General features: G+C 68.0%; 16 protein-coding genes and 2 pseudogenes. 8 read left to right on the top strand and 10 right to left on the bottom strand.

Annotated features, from left to right (window positions below; all coding sequences use genetic code 11):
- Positions 1-316 precede the first annotated feature (316 nt).
- The 4 genes from ACH4K4_RS36975 to ACH4K4_RS36960 all read right to left on the bottom strand — a co-directional run bounded on the left by ACH4K4_RS36975 (position 317) and on the right by ACH4K4_RS36960 (position 5,103).
- The gene (locus tag ACH4K4_RS36975; RefSeq protein ID WP_398174145.1) at positions 317-571 is read right to left on the bottom strand and encodes a hypothetical protein; all 255 of its coding nucleotides are present in this window, start codon (positions 569-571) and stop codon (positions 317-319) included.
- Between the two features lie 704 nt (positions 572-1,275).
- A complete protein-coding gene (locus tag ACH4K4_RS36970; RefSeq protein WP_398174142.1) occupies positions 1,276-3,390 on the bottom strand; it encodes a hypothetical protein in 2,115 nt (704 codons plus the stop codon).
- A gap of 244 nt (positions 3,391-3,634) precedes the next feature.
- Positions 3,635-3,979 (bottom strand): helix-turn-helix domain-containing protein, encoded by a 345-nt coding sequence (locus ACH4K4_RS36965; protein ID WP_398174139.1) that lies wholly within the window; start codon positions 3,977-3,979, stop codon positions 3,635-3,637.
- Positions 3,976-5,103, bottom strand: coding sequence for a tyrosine-type recombinase/integrase (locus tag ACH4K4_RS36960; protein ID WP_398174151.1), 1,128 nt, complete (start codon positions 5,101-5,103; stop codon positions 3,976-3,978). The genes ACH4K4_RS36965 and ACH4K4_RS36960 overlap by 4 nt, the downstream gene beginning before the upstream one ends.
- A gap of 216 nt (positions 5,104-5,319) precedes the next feature.
- On the opposite strand from ACH4K4_RS36960, the gene ACH4K4_RS36955 reads away from it, so the two are divergent.
- The 4 genes from ACH4K4_RS36955 to ACH4K4_RS36940 all read left to right on the top strand — a co-directional run bounded on the left by ACH4K4_RS36955 (position 5,320) and on the right by ACH4K4_RS36940 (position 7,517).
- A complete protein-coding gene (locus ACH4K4_RS36955; protein ID WP_398174136.1) occupies positions 5,320-5,952 on the top strand; it encodes an HIT family protein in 633 nt (210 codons plus the stop codon).
- Complete coding sequence (locus ACH4K4_RS36950; protein WP_398174133.1) at positions 5,894-6,634, top strand: hypothetical protein; 741 nt, start codon at positions 5,894-5,896, stop codon at positions 6,632-6,634. Before ACH4K4_RS36955 ends, ACH4K4_RS36950 begins: the two co-directional genes overlap by 59 nt.
- Entirely contained in the window at positions 6,631-6,801 is a 171-nt protein-coding gene (locus tag ACH4K4_RS36945) for a hypothetical protein (RefSeq protein ID WP_398174130.1), read from the top strand. Before ACH4K4_RS36950 ends, ACH4K4_RS36945 begins: the two co-directional genes overlap by 4 nt.
- A 125-nt stretch (positions 6,802-6,926) precedes the next feature.
- Positions 6,927-7,517 carry a hypothetical protein gene (locus ACH4K4_RS36940; protein WP_398174127.1) on the top strand — a complete coding sequence of 197 codons (591 nt, stop codon included), beginning with the start codon at positions 6,927-6,929 and terminating at the stop codon, positions 7,515-7,517.
- Here the strand turns inward: ACH4K4_RS36940 and ACH4K4_RS36935 are convergent.
- The gene (locus tag ACH4K4_RS36935) at positions 7,494-7,742 is read right to left on the bottom strand and encodes a hypothetical protein (protein WP_398174124.1); all 249 of its coding nucleotides are present in this window, start codon (positions 7,740-7,742) and stop codon (positions 7,494-7,496) included. The two genes, ACH4K4_RS36940 and ACH4K4_RS36935, sit on opposite strands and share 24 nt — an antisense overlap.
- Positions 7,743-7,835: 93 nt before the next feature.
- On the opposite strand from ACH4K4_RS36935, the pseudogene ACH4K4_RS36930 reads away from it, so the two are divergent.
- Positions 7,836-8,516: pseudogene (locus tag ACH4K4_RS36930) on the top strand (IS5 family transposase); the annotation flags it as partial.
- Between the two features lie 20 nt (positions 8,517-8,536).
- On the opposite strand, the gene ACH4K4_RS36925 reads toward ACH4K4_RS36930, so the two are convergent.
- Positions 8,537-8,791 carry a hypothetical protein gene (locus ACH4K4_RS36925; RefSeq protein ID WP_398174121.1) on the bottom strand — a complete coding sequence of 85 codons (255 nt, stop codon included), beginning with the start codon at positions 8,789-8,791 and terminating at the stop codon, positions 8,537-8,539.
- A gap of 234 nt (positions 8,792-9,025) precedes the next feature.
- On the opposite strand from ACH4K4_RS36925, the gene ACH4K4_RS36920 reads away from it, so the two are divergent.
- Positions 9,026-10,819: an Hsp70 family protein gene (locus ACH4K4_RS36920; protein ID WP_398174118.1), complete on the top strand. Its 1,794-nt coding sequence runs from the start codon at positions 9,026-9,028 to the stop codon at positions 10,817-10,819.
- Between the two features lie 10 nt (positions 10,820-10,829).
- Positions 10,830-11,555, top strand: a complete 726-nt coding sequence (locus tag ACH4K4_RS36915) for a hypothetical protein (protein ID WP_398174115.1) — start codon at positions 10,830-10,832, stop codon at positions 11,553-11,555.
- A 102-nt stretch (positions 11,556-11,657) separates the two neighbouring features.
- On the opposite strand, the gene ACH4K4_RS36910 is transcribed toward ACH4K4_RS36915, so the two are convergent.
- Positions 11,658-12,014 carry a hypothetical protein gene (locus ACH4K4_RS36910; protein ID WP_398174112.1) on the bottom strand — a complete coding sequence of 119 codons (357 nt, stop codon included), beginning with the start codon at positions 12,012-12,014 and terminating at the stop codon, positions 11,658-11,660.
- 30 nt (positions 12,015-12,044) lie between these two features.
- Here ACH4K4_RS36910 and ACH4K4_RS36905 point away from each other — a divergent pair.
- A pseudogene (locus tag ACH4K4_RS36905) lies at positions 12,045-12,690 on the top strand (RHS repeat-associated core domain-containing protein); the annotation flags it as partial.
- Between the two features lie 534 nt (positions 12,691-13,224).
- Here the strand turns inward: ACH4K4_RS36905 and ACH4K4_RS36900 are convergent.
- From ACH4K4_RS36900 to ACH4K4_RS36890, 3 genes are all read right to left on the bottom strand, one after another.
- Positions 13,225-14,235, bottom strand: coding sequence for a ParB/RepB/Spo0J family partition protein (locus ACH4K4_RS36900; RefSeq protein WP_398174109.1), 1,011 nt, complete (start codon positions 14,233-14,235; stop codon positions 13,225-13,227).
- A gap of 297 nt (positions 14,236-14,532) precedes the next feature.
- On the bottom strand, positions 14,533-15,528 hold the full coding sequence (locus ACH4K4_RS36895; protein ID WP_398174106.1) for a ParB/RepB/Spo0J family partition protein: 996 nt from the start codon (positions 15,526-15,528) through the stop codon (positions 14,533-14,535).
- Positions 15,525-16,673 (bottom strand): AAA family ATPase, encoded by a 1,149-nt coding sequence (locus ACH4K4_RS36890; protein ID WP_398174103.1) that lies wholly within the window; start codon positions 16,671-16,673, stop codon positions 15,525-15,527. Before ACH4K4_RS36890 ends, ACH4K4_RS36895 begins: the two co-directional genes overlap by 4 nt.
- Between the last annotated feature and the right edge of the window lie 99 nt (positions 16,674-16,772).

Genomic DNA, 16,772 nt, shown 5'->3' with positions numbered 1-16,772 from the left:
ACGCCGTCCATCGACGCCGAACCGAACGGCTATCGAAACTGCCTCTATACGCCGCAGCCCGGTGACCAGCGGAAACCGGTTCAGGAACAGGCACTCACGACCGACACCGGCACCCCCAAGACGCTGCCCGCAGGCACCGAGGTGCCCTACCAGATCACCGGCAAAGGCTCCGGGGTGTTCCTCGGCCCGGGCGCAGACAACAGCCTCCGCGTACCGGTGCGCGGCGGGCGCCGAACACCGGGCCCGGACAGCGCCTGGCGCACGAGGCGATGGCTCACCCGGCAACACGCCTCTTGTGCTGCGGCGTCACCTGCACTCACTGCCGCCGCTGCATGCGTTGGGCCGTCGGGCCCGTCACCAGCCAGAGCACGCCCAGGATCACGGCGCCCACGGCCCATAGAGCGATGATCAGCCCGGCGCCGATGGCCGTGCCCGCGTCATTCGCGGCCTGGCACAGCCGCAGCGCGTCCCCCGTGTGCTCCCCGCAGTCCTCAGCACTGCTGGCCTGGCTGATCCCGGTGATCAGCCAGGCCAGCATCAGGGCGTTGAAAGCCAGTACGACCCACGTCATGATCCGCCAGTGCGGGCGCCAGGACCGGTGTGGCTTGCTCGCCGCAGGCGGGGCAGGAGCAGACCACCGGTGGGGAGGCTGTGTGGTCATGGCACACCTCCCGGATTGCGCTAGATGCCCGATATCTAACGGTATGCCGCTACTCGTCAGTCGCATAGCACCGTTGTCGCTAGCAGGGGCAGGAAGAGACCGACGGCGGAGTCGGCGATCGCTGCGATCACAAGCGTGGGCTCCCTCGGTGGTCAACGACGGGCGCTGAACACCGGGCCTGGCTTCGCCGGAGCGATGCTGGGCACGGTCGGTCCGTGTGGTGGGCCGTGGCGCTGAAAGGGGCTTGCCCGCCAGGCGGCCACCGATACCGGCCGTGCGGCCGGGCTGACGGGAAGGGGCGGGAGCCAGCCGCTCAGCACGGGAGCTTGCTGGTCCGCTCGGGATGCGCGGCGCTGGTGTAGCGCGTCGCGGTCCGCTCGGTGATGCCGAACAGGCGCATCAGCTTGAGGGGATCGCCGCAGGATCCGGTCCTGGCGTAGCCCGGACCGGGTGATCCCTTTGGGGAGGGTACTGCTCAGGGTGCCGGTGCTGACGGGCGGGTGGTCGGAGTCGGGCGCCGCCTTCTGGCTGACCAGCAGATGCGGGTTGGTCGAGGTGGGCCAGCGGTGGTGGCGGTAGGCCAGCCATTCGTCGCGTCCGCCGTGGCAGAGCGGTCATCTGGGCAGCTTCGCCGTGCGCTCGGGATGGGCGACGCTCACGTAGTGCATGGCGGTCTGCTCCGCGATGCCGAACAGGCGCATCAGTTTGAGGGGATCGCCGGTCTCGAACGCCTCGTTCAGGATCCGGTCTTGTCGCAGACCGTCCAGTGTCACGCCTGAGGGAAGTGCCCGTTGGAGCAGGGTCATGCTGACCGGCGGGTGGTCGGGGTCGAGCGCGGTGCGCTGGCTGACCAGCAGGTGGGGGTTGGCCGAGACCGGCCAGCGTCGATGCCGGTAGGTGAGCCACTGTGCGGCGAGGGTGTGGGTGAACTCCTCGATGTAAAGGGTGTGGCGCAGCAGTCCGCGGCGGGCTTCGAGGGTGCCGTGGGCGAGGCTGAGGTCGATGGTGAGCAGCGTGGGGATTTCGTGTCCTGGCAGGGCGTGGATGGCGGCCAGGGCGACGACGAGCCGGCCGAGCGGGGTCTTGGTGCGCTCAAGGAGCCCGGCCAGCAAGTCTGAGGCAACGGGCTTCGGGATGCCCCTGAGTTCGCCGACGGGGAGGTTACGGGTGGGGTCGCGGAAGATGATGCGCTCCTGGCGCAGGGCCTTGAACAGGCTGCGCAGGCTGATGGCGAGCTTCCGGCGGGTGTGCCCGGTCAGGTCGTCGAGGGCGGTGGTGGCGTGCTCGCTGGTGATCTGGCGCAGTGTTGTGATCCCGCTGTCGGTCCAGGCAGTGAGGACGGGCTGGAGGGCGGTGAGGTAGCGGCGGATGCCGTTGTAGCCGCGGGCCTCGTGCTCGCGTCGGCCCTGGCCGCGCAGCACCCGTACCCACGTGGCGACTTCCTCGGCCGCGGGCTGCGGGAGCGCGCCGAGAGCGGTCTCGATCCACACCTGGTCTGCGTCTCTGCGCAGTTCGGGGTCTTCGGCCAGCAAGCCGCGGGTTGCGAGGAACTGGCACAGCCGCTTGGCCGTGAGGTTCGAATCGAGCTGGGCGAGGTCGTGGACGTCGCGTTCCGTGATGGCCGTCTCGGCGCCGAGCCAGTAGACCAGGATGGTCAGCGTGCGGATGTCCGTGCGGTGTGAGGGGTCTTGCTGGTCGCGGCGCAGCCGGGTGAGGTCCTCGGTCAAGGCCCGGGCCGGGCCGGTCAAGGGCAGGTCCACATACGTGCGGCGGCGCAGGCGGGCCAGCACCGGCGACCAGTCGCGCCGCATCCGGAAAAGGGGTTCCTGCCCGCGGCCGACGTGGAGCGCGGGCACTGCCTCGTCCTCGTCGTCATTTGCCGGTGCACGTGCGCCGTCCGGGATCAGCTGGGCCTGTCCGGGAGCGCCATGGGGCAGGTCGATGACCAGCTGGGTGGCCCGCCGCGCGTCCGGTCTCGTTCCGTCCAGATGCCGGTGCAGACGGCAGGTGCGGCACCGGCCGGCGCGCAGTGGCAGGCCGTCCCGCAGGCAGCGCAGGCACCGGCCCGCATGGTGCAGTTCGCGCCAGTGCCGGCACGGGGTGCAGCGGAAGCCGCGCTTGTCGGCGGCCATCCACGCGTGGCAGTCGCGGCACTGCCGCGGGGCGGGCGGCGGCAGCGGTACCGGGGCGGTGATGTAGGCGGCGGTGGGCTGGTTGGTGGTGGAAAACCGCATCGGCTCCGGTGCCTGGTCGAGCAGTTCGGCCTGCAGCAGCACCAGGCGGACCGCATCTCCGTTGGTCGGCAGATCCCGCAGCATCGGTTCGGGCAGCCGTTCGGCGCCCTCTGCCTCGCGTACGGCCAGCGCGAGGCGGACCATCTCGGCGATCTTACTGCTCCAGGCCGCAGTCAAACCGTGCTCTTGCGCCATCGCTTCGAGCACCGGCCGGCAATGTGGCCACCCGGAGACCGGTCGGCCGACGAGCGCGCTGACCGTGGCGTCGGTCAGCGTCCTGGGCACCGTGAACAGCGGGAGCTGTCCGCGCATCTGCGCTTGCAGCACCGGCCGTCCTGCGGGCGCGGCGCGCTGCTGCTTGAGCTTGATCCGCCACTCCTCCGCCACCCGCCGCCCGCCGCTGGAGCCCCGGCGCAGTGGCCGCGCCGATGCCGACCGGTCGCCGTACGCACCGCCGACCCTGAGCTGGACCGGCCGCGGCCGCGCTTCCTCCATCCCAAGAGCCCACTCGGCGTCGTTCTCGGCCCGGATCGCCTGCAGACACGGCTTGCACAGCCCGTCCGGGTTGAGGTGCGCCTCGTGCCGGCACCGCGGACACACCCCGCGCTCGGGATACTTCCGCGTCCAGGGCCGGCACCCGTCGCACACCCGGTACCAGTGCACCACCAACCAGCCCAGACACACCGGGCAGCTTCGCGCCTGCCCCTTCCCGCGTCCCGCTCCCACTGGCCGACGCCTCTCAGTTCGGCGGAAGCGAGCGGGGACCGGTACCGCGACGGCTGCGCGGCACCGGCCGGACCGGGCCCGCCGTCTGTTCCTCGGCGCCGACCGCGCGCTGGCCGGACTCCGGCACCGCCCGGGCGTCAGCGAGCGGCTCGGCCTGGAGCAAGTCGGCGACCGTGCAGTTCAGCGCGGCGCATATCTTGTCCAAGTCCTCCAGACGCACGGTGACCGGCGTCCCGCCCCACAGGGCTGCGACTTTGCTCAGCGAGGGGTTGAACCCCACCTGCTGGAACGCGGCCAGTACCTCGGTGGGCCTCCACAGGTCCCGCTGGGCGGCGACCATCCGCAGATTCCACTTCACCGCAGGTTCCCCTTGTCCATCACCAGTCGTTGAGCCGCCCGGGCACTGGCGGCCAGGTTCGCGTGCTCAGGGTCGGCGTGCGCAGTCGCCATGTACCGAAGTGTCGTAGTTGCCCAGTCGTGTCCGAGGACTTTCTGCACCTCCCACAGCGTCATGCCCCGCTCGTAGTTGTGGGTCGCGCAGGCGTGCCGCAGCAGGTGCGGGAAGAGGTCGGTGACCGGGCCGGTCAGGTAGTGCGAAGCTGCCGCGTGCAGCGCGCGGCGGAATGTGGACGCAACGATCGCCGGAGCGATCGGCAGGTTCAGCGCTACCACCGCGGTGGCCTTACGCTCGGAGGGCCACAGCGGCGCCCGGGGATGCTCGACATCGTCGCCGAACTCACCCCGGATCTCCTCGACGTACCACCACAGGAGGGCCCGGCCCTCCTGGAACATGTACGCCTCACGCGGCCGCGGCCCCGAACCGCGCGCCCCTTTGCCCAACACGACGAAGCGGCCCCACTGCCCGAGCTCCCAGTGCAGATCCCCGAGACACACCCCGCACAGCTCCCCGGCGCGGACACCGGAGAGGTAGGCGACCTTGGTCATCACGTAGTCGCGGCAGGCGACCAGATACTTCCGCGCATTGGGCAGGTCCTCGCGCCACCGGCCGAGGAAGTCCCGCATCGTTGTCTGCGACGGCGGGATCCGCAGGCCGAAGTCCCCGCGGTGCCGCGGCCGGTTGAACGGGTCGATCGGCGACTCCACCGCAGCGCCGAAACGCCGCATGATCTCGCCGGCGTAGCGCTGCTCGAGGAACGCGAAGTACGCGTCAATCTTGTTGATCTTGGCTCGCAGCGTCGATGACGCCCGCTTTCCCGGACCGGCGAAGTAGCGGTCGACCTCGCGCGGGGAGAGCTGCCACGGCACGGTGCCGTAGTACTCGCAGACCTCCACCACCGGCTTGAGGAGGCCGCCGAGCGTGGCCGGCGCCAGCCCGGCGGCGTCCCGGGCCCACTGGTACTCCGAGAGAGTGTCGAGGAAGAAGCTCTCCTCGTCGACGGCGGAGATACGGGCCTGCTGGCGGCGCTGCAGGGTGACGACGTCCGCCAACCCGGACTCCACCGACACCGCGGCCGGGTCCACCGCCACGCCGGGGGCCTCCCCCAGGCGTACCAGCGTCAGCACGCGACTTTCGGAATCTGACACGAACCCGGAGATTACAGAGACCACTCGCAGAATCTGCGAGTTACTGCCGAGATTTCATCCCAACGAGTGAACGACCCTGAAGGTGGGCTTTACCTGCTGACATGCAGGGCCGGAGGCTCAGACCGCCGCAGGCGAACCCGCGCGTACTCCACTATGAGCGTGTACGTTTTGGCCACGCCTGGTGCGGCTCGCATTGTCGACGATGCCGTCCACGAACTGACCGCCCTGCTCACCGCCACCGGGGACCGCCCCGTCCAGCTCCTGGTCAACTGCTGGTACGGCCGCCACCGCGCTCCCGCTATCGCTGACGCCATCGGCCGGCGCCTGCACATCCACGGTGTACGGGCCACAGTCACCCACCACCACATCAACCGGCCCCCGGCCCCACGCAAATACCCGCAGCCCGGCTGCCCGTTCTGCGCGATCATTCACCACGGCGCCGACGCCACCCTCATCCGCGCCTGGTCCGACACCGTCGCGATCGCGCCGCACCGCGGCGGCTGCACACCCGGCCACATCCTCGTCATCCCCCGCGGTCACGTCCGGGACTTCACCACCGACCCGGTCGTGGCCGGCATCACCATGCAGCGCACCGCCGAACTCGCCCACGAACTCGGCATCGCCCCGTCCAAGGACGGCGGTGGCTGCAACACGATCTGCAACGCCGGAGCGGTCGCCTCGCAGACCGTCTTCCACCATCACCAGCATCTGCTCCCCCGCATCGCCGGTGACGGCCTGGCCCTGCCCTGGACCCACCCTGCTCGCGAACAGGAGCCCACTCGATGAAGCGGCTCTTCCGCCGCTGCGGCCACCCCCCGGCGCCCTCACCCCCGAAGACCAGGCCGTCGTCGACCAGGACCGCGCGATGCTCGCCGCCGTACGCCATCCGGAGCCTTGGACGCCTGGCCGCGCCCAGGACGTCGCCGTACGGATCGGCCCGTTCATCGAGCGCGCGCAGCCCCGGCCCGGCGACGACCACGGCACCGACATGATCGCCGTGGCCCTGGTCCACCCCGACACCCCGCACGCCGGCGCCTACCTCCACCGCCGCCAGCTCGGCTACACCGAGCGCGGCTGGCTGCGCTGCGAGACGACCGCCATCATCGGCACCTGGCAGCCGGGCTACGCGATACTCACCCACGCCGCCGCGGACCTGCCCCTGCCCGACGACATCGGCATGGACCCCGCCCACTACGCCCTCTACATCGAGGCCCGCCGCCGCGACGACAGCCGCGACGGCTACACCCTGCTGCGCCTCGGCCCGTACACCCAGACCTGGCACGCGCAGCAGGACCACGACCGGATCACCACCGCGCTGGACGGACGCGAGACCGCCCTCGTGCCCGGACACCGCGTTGCCGCAAGGTTCGGGCCGTTCGACGTCAGCGACCACCAGCTGTTCGCCGACCCGTACGGGGCCGACGCCATGGCGCTCCTGGACGCCGCCGTCGCGGGGGTGAGCGCGTGACCGCCCCGGCCCTGTACGAGATCGAGACCAGCGAGGACGAGGACGGCACCATGCACCCCGTCGGACAGCTCTGGACTCCGGGCGAGGACGCGGTGGAGAACGGCTTCCTCGCCCACGGCGACCTGCACGGACGCCGTGCGGGTCGCCCTGGTCCTCGTCCGGGCTGAACTCGTCCTTCAGGCTGCGGTAGCTGTCGGCCTCGGACGCGCTCCCGATGTCGTCGGTGTCGTTAGGGAGGCCTCCTTCTGGGAACGAAGGCCCCTGTTACTGATGCCCTGTCACAGTGGTGTGCATGTCAGACGCCTTGTATGGACTGATAGGTGCCCTTGGCGGGGCTGCGCTGGGCGCAGCGGGTGCGTACTGGGGCCCGCTGCGTCAGCAGCGGGAGGTGGCGTTGCAAGCGGCCGCGGAACGTATGTATGCGGAGAGGCATGAGAAAATCGAACGGCTGATTGCGGTGCGCTCATCTCTGCGCGCTTGGAACGCTCTGTTGAACAGGACATTTCTTGAGATGCAGATCCCAGGACGCAGCGTCGACCTGGATCAATTCCGGCAAGATGAGCTAAATGCCATGAACGAGGGCTGGAGGGCCCTGGACGCGGTCATGCATGACCACGTAGTGGTGAGCGCGGCCATTCAGCGTCATCTGCTCGCGAACGAAACGTTCCGACCGTCCATGCTCACCGAGGCCCTGGAACAGTTCGGACTGCGACTTAGCCAGGTAGGGCAGGACGGTCTCCCGATGTCGGCTGAGGCGCTGGAAGAGTTGGAGGCGCTAAGCCAGCGGGCCGCGAACTGGCGGCGCGATCTGAGCGCGGTTATCGAAAGTCGTTTGGAGGAGTACTTCCTGGGGAGCCACTCACCAGGCTCCGCCTCGACGTGAAGTGCGCCACTCGGCCTCGGACTCGCTTCCGGTGTCGTCGGCGGCGATGAGGATGCCGGGCTTGAGGAACTCTTCGACGCTCTTGCCTCGCCGGGCGGCGATCTCGTGGAGCAGGGGCTGGACGTAGGTGTCGAGGGGGACGCCGAGCTTGGCGGCGTGCCCGGTGACGGCCGCGTACTCGTCTGCGGAGAAGGTCATCGCGATCGTGGTGACCAAGAAGTTCATGGCCTCCATGGCTCTCCTCCCGGATAAGCCCTCGGGCCGAAGTACCGTAACAGCGCCGAAGGGCGGGACGGCTTACGTGGACGCGGAGAGCGGGGCATCGTTTACGTGCTGCGCAAGAACGTCACCTGGAGGGATGTGCCTGCCGAGCGGACCGGGTGCAGTGGGGTGACGGCCTGGTGGCGCCTGCGGGACTGGCTCGAGGCCGGCGTCTGGCCCCGCCTGCAGAAGTGCTCCTGGCCGAGCTGCGCAAGGCAGGTCTGCTGGACATGGACGACGCCACGATCGACGGCTTGCACGTCCGGGCACTGAAAGGGGGCTCACACCAGACCTTCGCCGTCGACCGCGTGCGGCCGGGCAGCAAGCATCACCTGATCGTCGACCGGCAGGGCACCCCTCTCGCCGTCATCCTGACCGGCGGAAACAGGCACGGCGTCACCCAGCTGACGCCGCTGCTGGACGCGATCCCCCGCATCCGGGGCTTCGGGGATGGTCGCGGCACCGGCCGGGCCGGCTGTTCGCCGATCGCGGCTACGACTACGACAAGTGCCGGCACATCCTCCGGCCCGTGGCATCACACCGAAGATTGCCCGTCGAGGTGTGCAGCACGGCTCGGGTTTGGGCAAGACACATTGGATCGTGGAGCGGACCTTCGCCTGGCTCCACCAGTTCAAACGCCTCCGGATCCGCTACCAGGTACGCGCCCATCTCCACCTTGGGCTTCTTCAACTCGCTTGCAGCACCATCTGCTTGCGACGCCTGCGAACCTCATCCTGAAACGACCAGTAAGTGCTTGATCACGAGATCCCGTGTGCTTTCAGGACGCTCCGCACTGTGTTGCGAGAGTGTCCGGTGAGATCTGCGATGGATACCTCGGAGAGGCCCGCCTTCTTCGCTTCAAGGATCAGGCGGTCGCGTTTCTGGCACATGCGCCGGTACTCCGTGAGCTTCGCGCGGATCACCGCGTCAGCCGCGCGTTTCGGCAGCGGTGTGATCCAGGTAGGAGAACCGGGCTCGCACATGTGCGACGACCTGCGCCTATCCATTTCCATGCGCGGCAGCGTAGAACCTGCGGTGGCGGGCAGGGGGCTGACACGCTGTGCGTAAATGCGCAGACTGTGCAGGGTTGCACAGCCCTGATGGACTGGACGGGTGAATGTCCTGCCCCTGGCAGGGCCGGAAGTTGAGGGGTGCGCCCACCCCCTGGGACACATTGACTGCCCCGCCGCCGGCAGGCCCGCCGAAGGAGCCCACCCCGCGGCACCATCCGAGCCAAGGAACCCCAAATGTTCGACCCCCGCGTCTTCGCCGCCGTGGACATGGGGACCTACGCGATCGGCGGAGGCTGGACCACAGCCTCTCCGGACAACGAGGCCCCGGAAACGCGAAAGATTCACTTCTTCAACAACTGGGAATCGCAGCCAGCACCCACCGTCAAGAACCTCTCGGCACTCCTCCTGGACGCCGACGGCGAGATGATCGCGTGGGGCTACGAAGCTAGGCGCATCTGGCTCACCCAGGGTATGGCCCAGCGCACGGCAGGGGCCAAGTACTACCACGGCTTCAAGATGGACCTCGGAGCTCTGGCGGAGAACGGCAGCACGGAGAAGGCCGTGGAGGCGGCGGAGGATGCGAGCCCGGCTGACGGCGCCCCCGAGCTCGAACGCACCGACCACGCCAGCGGCGTGAGTCCCCGGGACCTCCAGACGGCGGCCCTACTCACGATGCTTCTGCGCCAGGTCGTGCAGACGCTGCTCCAGCAGATCACCGCCAGCGGCTACGACGAGGACGACGTCCGCTGGGTGCTGACGGTGCCCGCCTGCTTCAGCGACTATCAGAAGGCCATCTATCGCGATGTGATCAAGAACGCCGGACTGCCCGGCGAAGACGGCCGGGTCCTGCTCTCGCTGGAACCCGAAGCCGCCGCCCACTACGCCCGCGTCTCCGGAGCACGCCACGGTGATGCCGGATCAGGGCTGATGGCCCCGGGATCCCGCTTCATGGTTGTCGACTGCGGTGGCGGCACCATCGACATCACCGCCTACGAGAACGACCAAGACGGCAAGATGGTCGAGATCGGGCGGTCTCTCGGCGACCGCCTGGGCTCGGACTTCCTCAACCGCCGAGTCGAGAACGAATACCTCCTCGAAGGCTTCGGCAAGGTCGTCATGGACGACATCCGGGAAGCCTGCCCCGACGCCCTGCTGCACATGATCGACCAGTGGGAGCGCGCCAAGGTCGCCGTCCGGCTCGACCAGGAGGACAACCTCAACCTCCTCGTTCCCACCGCCATCGACCGGAAGATGGGAGCGACAGGCCGCCGCCGACTGGCCCGCCGTCAGAACAAGGTCGACGACGCCATCGTCCTCACCCCCGCCCAGCTGCACGCGCTCTTCGACACGGTCGTGCCAGGTACCCTCGACCTCGTCGAGGCCCAGCTGAACGAGATGGAGTTCGCCCAGAGCAACTCCGACACCCCCATCGTGATCGTCCTTGCCGGCGGCTTCAGCAACTCGCCGTACCTCCAGCAGGCCATCAAGGAGCGCTTCGGAACCCGCGCCACCATCGTCGTGCCGCCGAACCCCGACATCGCCGTCCTGGCTGGGGCCGTCCACTTCTGCTACGACCCCCAGACCCGCGCACGCCGTAGCCGGTTCACGTACGGCATCGACACCGCCATGCCCTTTGAAGAGGGCATCGACCCCGAATCGTCCCGGCTGAAGACCCCGGACGGAGACAGGTGTGGGGACCGGTTCAACATCTACACCACTGCCGGACAGTCGGTGCCGACGGACGCCGAGGTCTGCCACACGGTGATCCCCCTGTTCGAGCGGCAGAAGGAAATCGTGCTCGGCGTCTACGCCACCCGGGACACCGAACCCCGGTACATCACCGACGACGGCTGCGACCAGCTGGCTGAGGTCACTATCGACCTCAGCCCGGTCATGCGCTTCGACCGCAGGGAGCGCGCAGTGCGCACTTTCATGAAGTTCGGCGAGACCGAGATCAAGGTTCGCGCCGAACTGGTCCAAGGAGGCGGCGAGGCCATCGCGCAGGTCCGCTTCCACTCCAACTACTGAGCCGAGACCCATGTTCCGTGAACCCAGGCAACCTTCGCAAGACGAGCGGCTGACAGGCCCCGACCGGGGCCTGGACATCCTCCCAGACCCCGTACCAAGCGTCGACGAAGAGCTGGAGACCGCCCACCAGCGGATCGGGGCGCTGGAATTCGAGGTGCGCCGCGGCGCTACAGAGCACCAGCGCATGTGGCGGCACATCAACCGACTCGAACGCCAGCTGGGCAGCCTCCTCGCCACCCAGCTGGACCGGCGCGGCGATCTCGCGGGAGCGCAGCACTGCGAGCACCAGGAGCTCTCCCGCCAGACCCGGACACTGGTGGAACAGCAGGTCCAGAATTTCTCCCGCCAGTACAGCGACAGAACTGACCTCGCCCGACACCGCCCCAACCGGGAACGCACCGCGTTCCTCATGTCCCAACTCATCCGGCGCCTCCTGGACAAGAGACCGGCCTCCAGTTGGTCCATCCAGCAGTCCCTCCGCCTCGCGGACGACCCCGGCACCGAGGCCGCGATCAACCGCCTGCGGACCGACTGCGTCGCCCTGGCGGAGCGCATCGCCAAGATCGGCCTCGCACACGAATGGAGCTACACCTACACCGCAGGAGCGCCCCTGGACCCTGAACGGCAGGAAGCCTGGGCATCGTGCGACCCCGAGGTGCCAGTCTCCTTCGTCGTTGCGCCGGCGTATCTCGTCGACGGGCGGATCTACGGCCGCCAGCTTGTCTATACCGCCTGACGGAATCGGGGCCCCACCTCTGTGGGTCCCGGCCCGTGCTTTCTCCAGGCGAGGCCCTTGGCCACCCGCGCCGAAGCTGTCGGTCCGGTCGGCGGGAGGGGATCAGAATGAGTTCGCTGTAGGAGGTTGGTTCTCCTCGTGCTCCACGGATTCGGTTGCGGACCATGCGCCGGGGACCGCCACAAGGATCTCCAGTACGTCGGTTTCCGTCTGGCTGACGACGACCGGACCCGGCTCGTCCGGGTCCGGTTCCAGACACAACAGCTTTCCGGGGGCGGAGAACCAGCGTGCTGGTTCTCCTTGCGGGAAGTACCACGGCGGACAAGGCGGCAATGCGATCGTCCTGTAGGCCGCTTCGACGGCCGCGGTGACCTTTGCAGTCGCCGGGCACTCACGTCCGTGCGGACCGTAACGGTGGGCCATGTCCGCCTCGCTGAGGACCAGTTCGGCGCAGGCCAACGACACATGGTCGAGGTACGGTCGCCAGCCCACGGCTCGACCGACAACAGTGAGCGCCCGCCTCGGCGACACCGTCTTCCACAACGGTCCCTTGGGTCTGGCCGGACAGACCACCGGCGGCACGGACACCGGATTCGTCCGCGAGCCACGGGGCACACTGAACTCCATGAACCGTGGGGGCAAGGCCTACTACTACCTGACCGACGCCCTCGGCTCGGTCGTCGGCCTCGTCGACGAGAGCGGCGCGAAGGTCAACAGCTACGGCTACAGCCCCCGCGGCGTCGCCCGCGCAGCCAACCACGAGCAGGTCCCGCAGCCGTACCGGTTCGCCAGCGGCTATCAGGACCCCACCGGCCTCTACCATTTCGGCGCCCGCTACTACGACCCCACCGTCGGCCGCTTTACCCAACCCGACCCCTCCGGCCAGGAGAAGAACCCCTACCTCTACGCCGAGGGAGACCCGGTCAATCACATAGACGCCGCAGGGACCTTCTCCCTGCCGAAGTTCCTCCAAGGAGTAGGAAGCGCGGTGGTCGCAGTAGGAGTCACCGGTCTGGCGGTAGCCTCCGCACCGGCATGCACAACGATCGTCGGCTGTGCGCCCACCATCGCAGAGGCCGGCGGCGCCATCGCCGCGGCCGGCGCCTCCTATGAGTTCTTCTCGGAGGCTTTCTGATGTCTAGCGCGGCCAAACGCAGGCTAGCCCTCATAGCGGCATTAGCCATCCTGATCGCTGCTGGAGTCGTTGTCGGCACCGCGACCGACCTCGGTGTCACCACCGTCCTGTTGATAGAAGGCGGAGCCCTGTTGATCGTGGCTGCGGCAATAGGCGGCTATGGGCGCCTCAGAAAGTAACCCAGGAAGCCGGCCGCGCCGCGTACACATGAGGCGATCGGCAGCGTAGGTAGCGCAGAGCTGGCTGCCGAAGAAGCGGCATAGGACCGTTAGCGTGGTGCGCCGCGGCTTCTGGTGTTGCCCGCGGACAACACCAGAAGCCGGACAACTGCTCGCGTTCGTGGTCCTCGAAGCTGAAGTGAGCGCGTGTTGTCCGCGGACGACACGGCGAATGGGGCGGCACTCCGGGTGGAGCTGGCGGCTGAGGGAGACGTCGCCCGTGGGCAGCAAGAGCAGTAGATCGAAATCTGGGCTTACGCCGGAGGGGCCGCACGCAACACGTGCGACCCCTCCGGCGTAGGCGTGGCTCAGATTCCTACACGTAAGCGTGCAGTTCCTCGATCAGTGCCACGAGGCCGCTCTCGCCAAGCCCGGCGGCGAGAGCCCTGGCCTGGGCAGCGGGGGTGGCACCCAGCTGGCGGACGAGGCCGGTTGTCGCCGACGTCGCAGGCTCGGCTGCCTCGATCGTCTGGTCCGGCGCTGGGGGCTTACCCGACCACGTATCAACCGTGGGCCACGTCTCGTGCTCTGCCGTCTGCGTCGATGGGGTGTCGGAACGGCCCATGCGCACGGGCTGCGGTTCGCTGCCCCCGCTCTGGCCGACTGCTGAATCGACGGCGTTGTGCGCGGACAACACCGCGGAGGAAGCTGATGACTCAGCTGTCACCGTCGCTTCGGGGCCCATGGTGTTGTCCGCGGACAACGCGGGGTCCGCGGCGACATTCTCGGCCTGCTTGACTGCTCGCAGTATCTCTTTCTGCCGTTGTTTCTCGGCGACCTCAGCTGTCTTCAAGCCCTCCCAGTGCGAGAGGAGCGACGCCGAGTCCTGCTCGGGGTGCTCCTTGTAGTAACGGGCGATCTGCCGGCCATCGCGTTCCGCGAGCTCACCGGAGCTCAGCATCGCCTGGAGTCCGATCGGCAGCCGCAGTAGAGCGAGCTGGTTGGTGATCCAGGACCGGGCCCGGCCGAGCCTCTGGGCGGCGCGGGAGCGGGCGCCGTTCTCTCCGGCCTCGGCGCAGACGCCCACCATCTGCTGGACGCCCCGGGCCCGTTCAATCACGTCGAAGTCCTCCCGCTCCAGGTTCTCCTTGAGCAGATGGTCGACAAAGTCTTCCTTGGAGACGGCCAGATCGTCCCGGACAACGAAGTCGAGGAATTCGAGCCCGACGTGCACCGCGCTGCGGCAGCGCCGCTCGCCGTTGACCAGGATGTAGTCGACGTCTCCGAGCTGCTGCTCCTGCTCGGGCCAGAGCGCGAGATACGCGTTGCCAATCCTCCCCCATGTCCTTGTCCTGCAAGTACTGACACACAAAGTCAGTAGCCACACCGCAGTATCCGTCTGGGAACGAGGCAGTGGCGAAGTAAGCCAGTTACCCAGCTGTATGCGACGCCTCCATCGCGCAGCGCAGACGCACGGCGAGCTCTTGCTCCTGAGCGCTATCCACGCCCAGACCATGCCAGGGGCGCCCACAGCATGTGGCACCCACACACCGGTGCTGAGCGAAGCCCCGTGCCAGCATCACCACAGGGCAAAAAAGGGGCCCTCGCCTTCGGCGACCAAGAGACGAGGGCCATTCTGGGGCGCCTCCTGCAACCCTTAACCCGGTTAACGCCAACGATGCCGTCAGGGCAGCCGGCTGAGGAGCCGCTCCACGACGGCGTTAAACATCGGGGATGGGAGGTGCGCAGCAAGAGCTTCCGCGAGACCGTCAGCAGTATCGGTCAGATCAACGAGCGTCTCTACAGCGGCTGCCACTGGATCATTCGCCGGAGGGCCAGCCTGCCCGGGGACCGATGCCGGGCTCTTAACCGGGTTAAGAGCCGAGGAAACGGCTCCGTTGGCTTGTCCGCCCGTGGCGGGTTCCTTCGCCACTGCGGACTTGGTGGTGCGTGGCTTGCGCGGGGGCTTAACCCGGTTAATGGCCTTGTCGGCTTCTTCCTTCTGCTGTTCGCGGGGCAGGCGTCCGATGCGGCGACCGTCCTTGACCTTCAGTTCCCCCGACTCGACCTTTTTCTGAAGGTCCGGAGACAACTCCAACAGGGCAAGCCGCTGAGACACCCAGGCCCCGGTTTTCCCGAGGCGCTTGGCGACCTTCTCCTGCGAGCCGTGTACGGCAAGAAGCGACTGGATCGCCTTGGCCTGGTCTATCGGCGGCACATCCACCCGGTGGATGTTGGCGATCAGCGCGGACTCCAGGAGGTCTTCCGCGCTGGCGGCCAGGTCGTCGTTGACATCGATCCGCAACTCGGCCAGGCCGGCCTTGTGCGCGGCGGCCAAGCGGCGGTTACCGTCCAGGACGACGTACTCGGCATCGCCGAGCGCCTCCTCCTGACCGGGGTGCGCCTTCAGGAAGGCCGTGCGCCGTACGACGGCGACCGGTTGGATCTGACCGCGCCCCTTGAGCGACTCGGCGGTCTCTTCGACATCAGTGATCTCGTCACGCGGGTTGAAGGGGTTGTGGGCCAGCAGCTTCAGTTCCACCGATGCGGGGGGCCGCTTCCCCTCCCCCTTCATGATCTGCTCGCGTGTGCGGATCCGGCGGGGTGCGGGCTTCGCCTGCGGGCCGTCCTCTTCGTCCATGCTGAAGCCGCGGGTCACCCGCTGCTGAGGCGGCGTCATACGGCAAGCTCCTTCGCCAGGTCGCGCATCGCCTGCGCGTGGTCGCTGTCCGGCGCGTACTCAAGCAGCGGGATCTCGCCGTCCGAGGCCTCACGCCCTTCCTTCAGGTCACCGATCACCGCGAGGACCGCCGGGGAAGAGCTCTTCTCCCACTGGTCCTTGTTCTCCTTGACGAGCTTGCCGCGGCGGCTGTCGTAGGCGTTGACGACCAGGCCGAGGTAGTCGACCTCGATCCGGCCCTTGACGCACAGGTCGTCCATCTGCCTCTTCAGCAGCCGGAAGGCCCGGTGCGAGGCCTTGTTGGCCCACACTGGCGTGATGACGCCCGAGCGGTCCGCGAGTTCCCCTTCCCGGCGGCGCACGTAATACAGGGCGGTGTCCATGTTGAGGCCGAGGCTGGGCGGACCGTCGATGATGATGACGTCGTAGTCGGCTTCCAGCGGCTCCAGGGCTCGCTCCAGGGCAGCTTCGCTGAAGCTGACCTTGGACAGGGCCACATCGCGGAGGAAGGCATCGTCGGACGCGGGCAGCAGGTGCAGCCGCTCGCCGAACCGCTCCTGGTCCAGGGCCACCAGCAGGGCGTGGATGTCGCCCTTGGCTGTGCCGTCCATGTGCATGAGCAGGGTTTCGACGTCGTCCTCGTACATGAGGTCTTCGAAGCCGAGCTCGGCGGTGAGGTGCCCTTGCGGGTCGTAGTCCACGAGCAGGACACGGTTGCCGGCCTCGGCCAGGGCCTGGGCGATACCGCTGCTGATGAATGTCTTGCCGACGCCGCCCTTTTGGTTGGCCACTATGACCCGCACCGCTGGCTGGGCGGTCAAAGGCTTGGTGGGGGAGGGGTGGTTCTTCAACCACAGGGTGATCGCTTGCGCGAGGCCCTGGACGTAGGTGACACCGCGTTCGGTACAGGCCGCCTTGAACTGGTCCGGACCGCCAGCCGGGAGGAACGTCCCCCACGTCTTGGCGCCGTCGGTGTCTACCTCGGGGAGGTCGTCGGCGGTGTACCAGGCGTTGATCGCATGCTCGGTGGCGTCCTGGATGTCCATTCCGTGCTCGAAAGCGCGGATTTTCAGATGCCGACGCAACTCGGGAGTGAGAGCAGTAATTAGCTTCTCTCGTTCCCCTCGGGGGCTGGGAATGCTCATGCGACCGAACATTACTAGGTCCACGGTCGGTATATGCGTGACCACTCCGCTTTGAGCGGGTAACGACGAGGTCTTCTCCGGGCACCGTGCCTCTCGCGC

Origin of the sequence: Streptomyces sp. NPDC017529, assembly GCF_044329785.1 — a bacterium.
GTDB lineage: Bacteria > Actinomycetota > Actinomycetes > Streptomycetales > Streptomycetaceae > Streptomyces.
This window is presented reverse-complemented; position numbering and strand designations above follow the sequence as displayed.

Bases quoted from the DNA above. Each gene is read 5' to 3' on its own strand.
- ACH4K4_RS36975 (WP_398174145.1), bottom strand. From the start codon at position 571: ATGACGTGGGTCGTACTGGCTTTCAACGCCCTGATGCTGGCCTGGCTG.
- ACH4K4_RS36970 (WP_398174142.1), bottom strand. From the start codon at position 3,390: ATGGAGGAAGCGCGGCCGCGGCCGGTCCAGCTCAGGGTCGGCGGTGCG.
- ACH4K4_RS36955 (WP_398174136.1), top strand. From the start codon at position 5,320: ATGAGCGTGTACGTTTTGGCCACGCCTGGTGCGGCTCGCATTGTCGAC.
- ACH4K4_RS36940 (WP_398174127.1), top strand. From the start codon at position 6,927: ATGTCAGACGCCTTGTATGGACTGATAGGTGCCCTTGGCGGGGCTGCG.
- ACH4K4_RS36935 (WP_398174124.1), bottom strand. From the start codon at position 7,742: ATGAACTTCTTGGTCACCACGATCGCGATGACCTTCTCCGCAGACGAG.
- ACH4K4_RS36925 (WP_398174121.1), bottom strand. From the start codon at position 8,791: ATGGAAATGGATAGGCGCAGGTCGTCGCACATGTGCGAGCCCGGTTCT.
- ACH4K4_RS36920 (WP_398174118.1), top strand. From the start codon at position 9,026: ATGTTCGACCCCCGCGTCTTCGCCGCCGTGGACATGGGGACCTACGCG.
- ACH4K4_RS36915 (WP_398174115.1), top strand. From the start codon at position 10,830: ATGTTCCGTGAACCCAGGCAACCTTCGCAAGACGAGCGGCTGACAGGC.
- ACH4K4_RS36895 (WP_398174106.1), bottom strand. From the start codon at position 15,528: ATGACGCCGCCTCAGCAGCGGGTGACCCGCGGCTTCAGCATGGACGAA.
- ACH4K4_RS36890 (WP_398174103.1), bottom strand. From the start codon at position 16,673: ATGAGCATTCCCAGCCCCCGAGGGGAACGAGAGAAGCTAATTACTGCT.